Consider the following 9,378-nt stretch of genomic DNA (forward strand, 5'->3'; position numbering starts at 1 on the left):
GCTCAGCACAGCCCCTGGCGAGCGGCTTCGTTAATCGCCTGTACACGGTTATTCACTTCCAGCTTGCTGTAGATGTTACGCAGATGGAATTTCACCGTGGCCTCGGACGTGGCCCGTATTTGGCTGATTTCCCAGACCGTCTTGCCTTCAGAGGCCCAGCGCAGTATCTCCAGCTCCGAAGGGGTCAGGCGCTTGCCGCATAAACTCAGGCGCCGTCTGACGGTGTTGGGTAACGCATACGGCGCCGCAAATTCCTTTTGGCCTCTCATAAGTTTCTCTCCCTCTAAATGGCTGACACTTCACCGTCATTCGGATTCCTCCTATTGACAGGCGATAAAAGCGTCGATGCGCAGGAGAGTTACATAATGAATGCCACTACGGCACATGCCCCGCGATAAACAGCAGAGTCTTACGAAAGTTTGGGTTTATTCCCACAGCAACTTCAAACGCGAGGGGCTTGAAGTTATCAATACGCTGCGATTAATCGTCCAACCCGGGAAATTGGCGAGCGAGTTTGTCACCCGTCAGCTCGGGCACGCCGCCTTGAGCCGAATTGAAAAACTGCAGGGCCACGAAGTGTGGGTTTTCGCCGATATCAAACCAATGCGCCATGCCGGCCGGGATCACCAGCAGGTCATTTTTCTCACAGCGCACGGCATATACGTAGTCGCCGATGTGCAGTGCAAACAGGCCCTGACCCGCAATAAAGAAGCGCACGTGGTCTTCGCGGTAACGGCGCTCATCCAGAAACTGCGCGCGCAATTCATCTTTTTGCGGATGGTCGTTCGTCACACTCAGCACCCCCACGTCAGCGTAACCAAGGGCGTCAACCTGCGCCTGGTACGCTGCAATCAGCTGTGCGTCACCGGCGCCCTTTTCAATCGGCGCGGGCTGCCACCGCTCGAACCGCACACCCAACTCGGCGAGGGTTGCAGCGATGTCGTCGAAGTGGGTCAGCACCTTGTTCGGCGTATCCGGTGAAGCAACGGGGTAGACGGCGACATAACTCATGTAAGGGTTCCTCTGTTCTGCTCTTGCAATCGAAAACCGATGATAACGGCAGCGGCGAATGCCGCGACGCTGGCGATGCTGAACGTCAGGGTCGGCCCCAACAGGTTCCAGCTGTAGCCGGAATACAGCGCGCCCAATGCGCCGCCGGTGCCGGCCAAGGCGGCATACAGTGCCTGGCCCTGGCCTTGTTGTTTATCGCCGAAACTGCGCTGTACAAAGGCGATGGCGGCGGCGTGGAAACTGCCGAAAGTGGCGGCATGCATGACCTGTGCCAGCAACAGCACCCACAAATATTCGGCAAACGAGCCCAGCAGCAACCACCGCAGCGCAGCCAACAGGAAGCTCGCCAGCAGCACCCGGCGTACCGAAAACCGCGCAAGGATGCGGCTCATGCCCAGGAACATCAGCACTTCCGCGACGACCCCCAGGGCCCAGAGCATACCGATCACGCCACGGCTGTAGCCCAAGTGTTCCAGGTGCAAAGTCAGGAAGGTGTAATACGGGCCATGGCTCATTTGCATCAGCGCGACGCAAGCGTAAAACGCGAGTACGCCCGGGCTGCGCAGTTGTTTGAGAAAGCCGCCACCGGCCAGGCGATTGCCGTGGCCGGCGGGCTGTGCGTTCGGTACCCACAGGCTGGCGCCGATGATCCCGGCCATGATCACCACGACCACCACCGGGTAAATATCCAGGCTCAGCCAGTCGAACAGACGGCCCATGCTCACTACCGTGAGGATAAAACCGATGGAGCCCCACAGGCGCAGCTGGCTGTAGCGTGAGGTCTGTTTTTTCAGGTGCGCCAGGGTGATCACTTCAAATTGCGGCAGCACGGCATGCCAGAAAAACGCGTGCAGCGCCATCACCAGCGCCAGCCAGGCGTAGGTGTGGCTGACGAAAATCAGCGAAAAACTGGCCAGGGTGCACACCGCGCCAAAGCGCACGATGGCCAGGCGCCGGCCGGTGTAGTCCCCTAGCCAGCCCCACAGGTTGGGGGCCACGCAACGCATCAGCATGGGGATGGCCACCAGCTCGCCGATGCGCGCGCTGGAAAACCCCAGGTGGTCGAAATACAGCGCCAGGAACGGCGCCGTCGCCCCCAGCAGGGCGAAGTAGAACAGGTAGAAGCTGGAGAGGCGCCAGTATGGGAGGGCTGTCACAGCCAGCCCGTCACAGCTGGCCCAGCACCGGGGTACTCACGCGCATATCGGCGTTTTGCCCACGGTTGCGCAGCAGGTGGTCCATCAACACGATGGCCATCATCGCTTCGGCAATCGGCGTGGCGCGGATGCCCACGCACGGGTCGTGGCGGCCCTTGGTGATCACGTCCACCGGGTTGCCGTGCACATCGATCGAACGGCCAGGGGTGGTAATGCTGGACGTCGGCTTGAGCGCCAGGTGCGCAACGATCGGCTGGCCCGAAGAGATACCCCCGAGAATGCCGCCGGCGTTGTTGCTGAGGAAACCTTCCGGGGTCAGCTCATCACGGTGCTCGGTGCCACGCTGGGCGACACAATCGAACCCGGCGCCGATTTCCACGCCCTTCACCGCATTGATGCTCATCAGCGCGTGGGCCAGCTCGGCATCGAGGCGGTCGAAGATCGGCTCGCCCAGGCCCGGCTTGACGCCTTCGGCGACCACGGTGATCTTGGCGCCGACCGAATCCTGATCGCGGCGCAACTGGTCCATGTAGGCTTCCAGTTCCGGCACTTTGTCGGGGTCCGGGCTGAAGAAAGCGTTGTCGTCGACGCTGTCCCAGGTCTTGAACGGGATTTCGATCGGGCCCAGCTGGCTCATGTAACCACGCACCACGATACCCTGGGTGGCCAGGTATTTCTTGGCGATGGCACCGGCGGCCACGCGCATTGCGGTTTCGCGCGCCGAGCTGCGGCCGCCGCCACGGTAGTCGCGCTCGCCGTATTTGTGGTGATAGGTGTAGTCGGCGTGGGCCGGGCGGAACAGGTCCTTGATCGCCGAGTAGTCCTTGGACTTCTGGTCGGTGTTGCGGATCAGCAGGCCGATGGCGCATCCCGTGGTGCGGCCCTCGAACACGCCGGAGAGAATCTCGACTTCGTCGGGCTCCTGGCGCTGGGTAGTGTGGCGGCTGGTGCCGGGCTTGCGGCGGTCGAGGTCACGCTGCAGGTCTTCCAGGGACAGCTCGAGGCCTGGCGGGCAGCCGTCGACAATGGCGACCAACGCCGGGCCATGGCTTTCGCCCGCGGTGGTGACAGTGAACAGCTTGCCGAAGGTATTGCCGGACATGCAGGGCGCTCCGTGAAATCAGTTGAATCAAGTCAACCGTAATAACTTAAGGCGGCCAGTATACGCAGGGTAATCGACTAGATCATCATCGAAACCTTACCGGTAGACATTGGTCCAACCGGCACCCTCCCAATGATGGCGTGATGATGCTGCGAGTTCTGCTATTGACCCTCACTCTGTTTTCCAGCCTGGGCTTCGCCGCCTCCCCCGTCGTGCTGCAACGGCCGATCAGCCTGGACACCGGCAGCGGCGAGCTGTTTGGCTCGCTCTTACTGCCTCAATCCGACAAACCGGTGCCGGTGGTGCTGATCATCGCCGGCTCCGGGCCCACCGACCGCAACGGCAACAGCGCCGATGGCGCGCGCAATGACAGCCTCAAGCGCCTGGCCTGGGTGCTGGCCCGCCACAACATCGCCAGCGTGCGATATGACAAACGCGGGGTTGCCGCCAGCCTGGGCGCCACCCCCGACGAACGCAACCTGACCCTCGACGCCTACGTGGCCGACGCCGTGGCCTGGGGCAAGTTGCTCAAGGCCGACAAACGCATGGGCCCGCTGATTGTGCTGGGCCACAGCGAAGGCGCGTTGGTTGCCGCGCTGGCCGCACCGCAACTCGATCCTGCCGGGGTGATCTCCCTGTCCGGCAGCGCCCGCCCGGTGGATCAGGTGATCCGCCAGCAACTGGCGGATCACCTGCCCCCTGCCCTGCTGCTGCGCAGCAATGAAATCCTCGATCACCTCAAGGCCGGCCAGGTGGACGCCGATGTACCTGGCCCGCTGGAGGGTATTTTCCGACCCAGCGTGCAGCCTTATCTGATCAGCCTGTTCCGCGCTGACCCCTCCGCGGCCTTCGCCAAGCTGAACATGCCGGCGCTGATCGTCCAGGGCACCAACGATATCCAGGTCGGCGTGGGCGATGCCCAGCAACTGAAAAACGCCAAGCCCGACGCGCAGTTGACGGTGATCGAAGGCATGAACCACGTGATGCGCATCGTGCCCAATGACGTGAAGCAGCAATTGGCCTCCTACAACGACCCGCAATTGCCCCTCGCCGCTGAGTTGGGCGCGCGCATCGTGCGCTTTATCGACGGACTTCAACCCCGTTAAGCGACAATTTGCCTCCAGTCCTGCGCAAAACGGCCGATAAGCCGTGAGTCGACAGCAAAAAGACTGTCGGCTTGCTGGGCTTGGACAGGATCGCGCCGCATGACAACCACTGAAGCAACACCGGAACCAATCGCCGACACCCCGGCTGAAAAAACCGCGGCCGTCGACGCGGCGCCTCTGCCGTGGGCGGACGTTCAGGCTGAGCATTTCAAGATGCTGCGCCTGGCCCCGCTGGCCACCGACCGCGCCACCGGCGTACGGCCGTTGCGGTTCGTGCAGTTCGGCTATGCCGAGCGCAACGACAAACACCACAGCCTGCTGCGCATGGTCATCCAGTTGCCGGGCCAGCGCGTGCGTCGCGAGCAGAACCACCTGGATATCTGGGTCGATCACGACACCCACCGCGTGCACTTCGGCCCGGGCAACAGCCTGGAAATCGAACCGCCCAACCGTGGCATCGGGCGCTTTCTGGTCGCACAAGGCGCGGCGTGGGCCAAGAAGCAGTGGTCGCACTACCGCGTCGACGGTGTCGACCTGGCCAACAAGGATGCACTCAACGAGTCCACGCGCCTGCGCCGCGATCACTTCCTGCGTATCCAGGGTTTTGATGTGGCCTACGCCGATGTGCAGCACCTGAAAGGCAACGTGCAGCCCGGCAAGGTCAGCGGTGTGCTGGACAGCTGGAACACTGAGAAAGTGCAGTTCGTGGAAATTCTGGAAGCGGCGCAGATGCTGCAACAGGCCGAGCAGAACCTGGCGGAGCAGGAAGTGAAGCTGCGCAAGGAAGAAGAAAAAGTCACCAAGTTCAAGCGCGAAGACAGCGGCTTGCGCTTTACCATTACCTGCCTGGTGGCGTTTACGGTGTTTCAGGCGGGGTTGTTGATCTGGATTGCCACTCACCGCTAGCAAGCTGAAATGCAATCAAATCTGGGGGCTTGCTGTGGTGAGCGGGCACGCCCCGCGCTGGGCTGCGAAGCAGCCCTAGGATCTTGAGTGAACCCGCCGGGGGATAAGCCCCCTCACCACAGCAAGCCCACAATCAGGGCCAGTTTCGTCAGTTAAACCCGAGCAGCAAACACTGCCTGATGCTCGCGGCACTGCTCAGCCGTCAACATGAACACCCCATGCCCACCGCGCTGGAAGTCCAGCCAGGCGAAGTCTACTTCCGGGTACAGCGCCTCGACGTGCACCTGGCTGTTGCCCACTTCGACAATCAGCAAACCCTTCTCGGTCAGGTGGTCCGCCGCCTCGGCCAACATCCGTCGCACCAGGTTCAGGCCATCATCGCCGCAGGCCAGGCCCAATTCCGGCTCATGCTGGTATTCGTCCGGCATGTCGGCGAAATCTTCGGCATCCACATACGGCGGGTTCGATACGATCAAGTCAAAGCGCTGACCCGGCAGGCCGTCAAAACCGTCGCCCTGCACGGTGTACACGCGCTCGTCGACGCCATGGCGCTCGATGTTCTGGTTGGCCACTTCCAGGGCTTCGAAGGACAAATCGCCCAGCACCACCTCGGCGTCCTGGAACTCGTAGGCACAGGCAATGCCGATGCAACCGGAGCCGGTGCACAGGTCGAGGATGCGTGCCGGCGGCTGGGCCAGCCAGGGTTCGAAGCGGTTTTCGATCAGCTCACCGATTGGTGAACGCGGGATCAACACACGCTCATCGACGATAAACGACATACCGCAGAACCAGGCCTCCTTCAACAGGTAGGCGGTGGGCACACGCTCATGGATGCGCCGATGCAGCAAGCGCTGCACATGGGAGATTTCTTCTTCTTCCAGGTTGCAGTCGAGGTAGCTGTCGTTTATTTCCCACGGCAAGTGCAAGGCGCCGAGCACCAATTGCCGGGCTTCGTCCCAGGCATTATCGGTGCCATGGCCAAAAAACAGGTCTTCCCCATGGAAACGGCTGACAGCCCAACGGATGTGGTCGCGCAAGGTGCGCAGGCGGGAAGTGATCACGGGGGCAGACTCCTGGAAAAAACGACTGGCGATTCTAACAGCCTTCGCCTGTACCGACGATGTACGAAAAGCGCCTGCCGCACGTCGGATTTCATCCGAATCACCCGCATTCGGTTAAACAAGCCACCCACTTGACAGGGCTGCACGTCAACAACGGCGTACCTTACGATGGTAGCGATTCACAGAACCGCTCAGCCAGTGGACAATGTCACAAAAGCCCCCCTCACAGGAGCCCCCAGAATGTCCGTTCCAAAGACGATGTTTCAACTCAGTGGTCGCGGTTACGCAGCCGCCAATCTTGGCCATGCGACCCTCGTGATCATCGACGCCCAGAAGGAATACCTCAGCGGCCCGCTCGCCCTCTCGGGCATGGACGCGGCGGTCGCCAACATCCAGCAGCTGGCGGCGGCGGCCCGCAATGCCGGGCGCCCGATCGTGCATGTGCGCCACCTCGGCACTGTCGGCGGGCTGTTTGACCCGCAAGGCGAGCGCGGCGAATTCATCCCGGGCCTGGAACCTGCCGGCGACGAAACCATCATCGGCAAGCTGCTGCCCAGCGCCTTCCACGGCACCGGCCTGGAAAAACACCTGCAGGACCTCGGCTCGCTGGACCTGATCGTCTGCGGTTTCATGAGCCATTCCAGCGTCAGCACCACCGTGCGCGCCGCCAAGAACCTGGGCTTTCGCTGCACTCTGGTAGAAGACGCCTGTGCCACGCGCGACCTGCCTTACAAAGGCGGCGTCCTCAGCGCCGAGCATGTGCAACAGACCGAAATGGCCATCATGGCTGACAACTTCGCCACCCTGGCGCTGACCAAAGACCTGATCTGATCGACCTTCTGATGAGCGGTGCGGCGTATTCAATGTCCCGCTCATCTGCAAATGCCGGTCATTTGCTGCAATTGCCTCTGGCACAGGAACAACCTGTGTATCTTCCGGTCGAAGGGCCGATACCCTGGAGGAAAGGTCGGAATGAAGATATCCGATGGTTTTGATGCTCGTCGCTTGCGCCCCAAGGGCCCGAGCAACTGGCGTCTGCGCCTGGTGGCCGGCTTTGCCGCGCTGCTGGCGATTGTAGGTTTGCTGCTGGCAGGTGCCGGTGGCGCCGGTTTGTTAGGTCATTCGCCAGCCCTTGGCGAACTGAATGCCAGCCCCGGAGGTTCGGCCCTGCTGGCGGCGATCGGGCTGCTGGTGCTGTGGCTCGGTGTGTGGTTATGGCGGCGCAGCCGTCGCAAGATGCGCCAACCGTTGTCACTCAACATCGCCTCGCACCTGATGAAAAAGCACGACTGATGGCGCTTGGATAGCGTTTCCTGCGCCCTGGCCGCCGCGATTTAGGTAAACTGCCCGCCCTTCGCGGAGGCTGACATGCAAGACGACGATTTTTCCCTGTTCAAAAACGAGCTGCGCGGCGTCAAGCCGATCAAGCACGACCGTGCCGACACCGGTAAACCCAAGGCGGACCGGGCGCAGATCGCCAAGCTGCGCCAGGCGGCAACCGTGCGTACCGATGCCACCACCGTGGATGGCTTGTCGGATCAGTTCGTGATTGACGTCGGCCCCGAAGACGAGCTGATGTGGGCCCGCGATGGTGTGCAGGAAAGCCAGATGCGCAAGCTCAAGGTTGGCCAGATCCCCTTCGAGGGCAGCCTCGACCTGCACGGCATGACCGTGGAGAAAGCCCGCGAAACCCTGTGGGCGTTTCTCGCCGAAGCCACCAAGTTCGAAATCCGCTGTGTGCGCGTCACCCACGGCAAGGCCGTGCGGCTGGACGGCAAGCGCCCGATGATCAAGAGCCACGTCAACACCTGGCTGCGCCAGCATGCCCAGGTTCTCGGCTTTACCTCCTGCCAGGCCCGCCACGGCGGCGCGGGAGCGGTGTATGTGATGCTCAAGCGCACCATGATGGAAGGGCGCGACGAGTAACAAGTGCCATCGTCAGGCTTGCAGCGATGTGTCGGCCACCGTAACCTTGCGCTTTGCGAAAATCCCACAGGTAGTTTCATGTCCCTGGAACAGAATTACACAGCGATCCTCGGCCAGCTCGGCGAGGACGTCTCCCGCGAGGGCCTGCTCGACACGCCAAAGCGTGCCGCCAAGGCGATGCAGTACCTTTGCCGCGGCTATGAACAGACACTGGAAGAAGTCACCAACGGTGCCTTGTTCAGCTCCGATAACAGCGAAATGGTGCTGGTCAAGGACATCGAATTGTATTCGTTGTGCGAACACCACCTGCTGCCATTTATCGGCAAGGCGCACGTTGCCTACATCCCGAGCGGCAAAGTGCTGGGCCTGTCGAAAGTCGCGCGGATTGTCGATATGTATGCGCGCCGCCTGCAGATCCAGGAAAACCTCAGCCGCCAGATCGCCGATGCCGTCTTGCAGGTCACCGGCGCCCTGGGCGTGGCGGTGGTGATCGAAGCCAAGCACATGTGCATGATGATGCGCGGTGTGGAGAAACAGAATTCGTCGATGATCACTTCGGTGATGCTGGGTGAGTTCCGCGAAAACGCGGCGACCCGCAGCGAATTCCTCAGCCTGATCAAGTAACAGGCTGCGAAGGAAAAATCCGGCGTTCATCGCCGGTTTTTTTTCGCCTGCAAAAATCAGGTAAGCTGCGGCCCCTTCTTCATGGGCAAGAGGTTTCAGCCATGTTCGTCAAAGCACTTCGAGTGGGCCTCGGCCACGTCATCATCGCGGGCGACTTTCTTACCCGCCCTCGCAAAAAGCAGCGTCCCGCCGAACAACAAGCACAAGTGAACGCTGCGGCCGAGGAACTGACCCTTTACCAATTCCACGCCTGCCCGTTCTGTGTGAAGACCCGCCGTACCCTGCACCGCCTGAATGTACCGGTGGCGCTCAAGGACGCGAAGAACAACGCACAGGACCGCCAGACCCTGCTGGAACAAGGCGGCAAGATCAAAGTGCCGTGCCTGCGCATCGAAGAGAATGGCCAGACCACCTGGATGTATGACTCCAAGGTGATCATCGATTACCTGGACAAGCGGTTCGCCGCGGTCTGATAAACACTGAAG

Annotated in this window: 12 protein-coding genes; 7 read left to right on the forward strand and 5 right to left on the reverse strand. The window is 61.4% G+C overall.

Annotated features, from left to right (window positions below):
- Nucleotides 1-2 precede the first annotated feature (2 nt).
- The 4 genes from WBR57_RS07445 to aroC form a co-directional block, all read right to left on the reverse strand.
- Nucleotides 3-269 carry a response regulator transcription factor gene (locus tag WBR57_RS07445; protein WP_424083284.1) on the reverse strand — a complete coding sequence of 89 codons (267 nt, stop codon included), beginning with the start codon at nucleotides 267-269 and terminating at the stop codon, nucleotides 3-5.
- Between the two features lie 211 nt (nucleotides 270-480).
- A complete protein-coding gene (locus tag WBR57_RS07450) occupies nucleotides 481-1,011 on the reverse strand; it encodes a 1,2-dihydroxy-3-keto-5-methylthiopentene dioxygenase (RefSeq protein ID WP_424083285.1) in 531 nt (176 codons plus the stop codon).
- On the reverse strand, nucleotides 1,008-2,168 hold the full coding sequence (locus tag WBR57_RS07455) for an MFS transporter (protein ID WP_424083286.1): 1,161 nt from the start codon (nucleotides 2,166-2,168) through the stop codon (nucleotides 1,008-1,010). The genes WBR57_RS07450 and WBR57_RS07455 overlap by 4 nt, the downstream gene beginning before the upstream one ends.
- A 10-nt stretch (nucleotides 2,169-2,178) precedes the next feature.
- Nucleotides 2,179-3,270, reverse strand: coding sequence for a chorismate synthase (gene aroC, locus WBR57_RS07460; RefSeq protein ID WP_424083287.1), 1,092 nt, complete (start codon nucleotides 3,268-3,270; stop codon nucleotides 2,179-2,181).
- 143 nt (nucleotides 3,271-3,413) lie between these two features.
- On the opposite strand from aroC, the gene WBR57_RS07465 reads away from it, so the two are divergent.
- Together WBR57_RS07465 and WBR57_RS07470 are read left to right on the forward strand one after the other, a co-directional pair.
- A complete protein-coding gene (locus WBR57_RS07465) occupies nucleotides 3,414-4,376 on the forward strand; it encodes an alpha/beta hydrolase (RefSeq protein ID WP_424083288.1) in 963 nt (320 codons plus the stop codon).
- Between the two features lie 99 nt (nucleotides 4,377-4,475).
- On the forward strand, nucleotides 4,476-5,282 hold the full coding sequence (locus tag WBR57_RS07470; RefSeq protein WP_424083289.1) for a hypothetical protein: 807 nt from the start codon (nucleotides 4,476-4,478) through the stop codon (nucleotides 5,280-5,282).
- A 152-nt stretch (nucleotides 5,283-5,434) separates the two neighbouring features.
- Here WBR57_RS07470 and prmB read toward each other — a convergent pair whose 3' ends face one another.
- On the reverse strand, nucleotides 5,435-6,343 hold the full coding sequence (gene prmB, locus WBR57_RS07475) for a 50S ribosomal protein L3 N(5)-glutamine methyltransferase (protein WP_424083290.1): 909 nt from the start codon (nucleotides 6,341-6,343) through the stop codon (nucleotides 5,435-5,437).
- Nucleotides 6,344-6,583: 240 nt separating this feature from the next.
- On the opposite strand from prmB, the gene WBR57_RS07480 reads away from it, so the two are divergent.
- From WBR57_RS07480 to WBR57_RS07500, 5 genes are all read left to right on the forward strand, one after another.
- Nucleotides 6,584-7,174, forward strand: a complete 591-nt coding sequence (locus WBR57_RS07480; protein WP_424083291.1) for a cysteine hydrolase family protein — start codon at nucleotides 6,584-6,586, stop codon at nucleotides 7,172-7,174.
- Between the two features lie 141 nt (nucleotides 7,175-7,315).
- A complete protein-coding gene (locus tag WBR57_RS07485) occupies nucleotides 7,316-7,636 on the forward strand; it encodes a hypothetical protein (protein WP_424083292.1) in 321 nt (106 codons plus the stop codon).
- 75 nt (nucleotides 7,637-7,711) lie between these two features.
- The gene (locus tag WBR57_RS07490; RefSeq protein WP_032888029.1) at nucleotides 7,712-8,269 is read left to right on the forward strand and encodes a Smr/MutS family protein; all 558 of its coding nucleotides are present in this window, start codon (nucleotides 7,712-7,714) and stop codon (nucleotides 8,267-8,269) included.
- A 78-nt stretch (nucleotides 8,270-8,347) separates the two neighbouring features.
- Complete coding sequence (gene folE, locus WBR57_RS07495; protein ID WP_003236739.1) at nucleotides 8,348-8,893, forward strand: GTP cyclohydrolase I FolE; 546 nt, start codon at nucleotides 8,348-8,350, stop codon at nucleotides 8,891-8,893.
- A 101-nt stretch (nucleotides 8,894-8,994) separates the two neighbouring features.
- A complete protein-coding gene (locus tag WBR57_RS07500) occupies nucleotides 8,995-9,366 on the forward strand; it encodes a glutathione S-transferase N-terminal domain-containing protein (RefSeq protein WP_424083293.1) in 372 nt (123 codons plus the stop codon).
- Nucleotides 9,367-9,378 lie beyond the last annotated feature (12 nt).

The organism is Pseudomonas sp. (genome assembly GCF_049590575.1).
Lineage (GTDB): Bacteria > Pseudomonadota > Gammaproteobacteria > Pseudomonadales > Pseudomonadaceae > Aquipseudomonas.

Bases quoted from the DNA above. Each gene is read 5' to 3' on its own strand.
- WBR57_RS07490 (WP_032888029.1), top strand. From the start codon at position 7,712: ATGCAAGACGACGATTTTTCCCTGTTCAAAAACGAGCTGCGCGGCGTC.
- WBR57_RS07470 (WP_424083289.1), top strand. From the start codon at position 4,476: ATGACAACCACTGAAGCAACACCGGAACCAATCGCCGACACCCCGGCT.
- WBR57_RS07450 (WP_424083285.1), bottom strand. From the start codon at position 1,011: ATGAGTTATGTCGCCGTCTACCCCGTTGCTTCACCGGATACGCCGAAC.
- WBR57_RS07480 (WP_424083291.1), top strand. From the start codon at position 6,584: ATGTCCGTTCCAAAGACGATGTTTCAACTCAGTGGTCGCGGTTACGCA.
- WBR57_RS07445 (WP_424083284.1), bottom strand. From the start codon at position 269: ATGAGAGGCCAAAAGGAATTTGCGGCGCCGTATGCGTTACCCAACACC.
- aroC (WP_424083287.1), bottom strand. From the start codon at position 3,270: ATGTCCGGCAATACCTTCGGCAAGCTGTTCACTGTCACCACCGCGGGC.
- WBR57_RS07465 (WP_424083288.1), top strand. From the start codon at position 3,414: ATGATGCTGCGAGTTCTGCTATTGACCCTCACTCTGTTTTCCAGCCTG.
- WBR57_RS07485 (WP_424083292.1), top strand. From the start codon at position 7,316: ATGAAGATATCCGATGGTTTTGATGCTCGTCGCTTGCGCCCCAAGGGC.
- folE (WP_003236739.1), top strand. From the start codon at position 8,348: ATGTCCCTGGAACAGAATTACACAGCGATCCTCGGCCAGCTCGGCGAG.
- WBR57_RS07500 (WP_424083293.1), top strand. From the start codon at position 8,995: ATGTTCGTCAAAGCACTTCGAGTGGGCCTCGGCCACGTCATCATCGCG.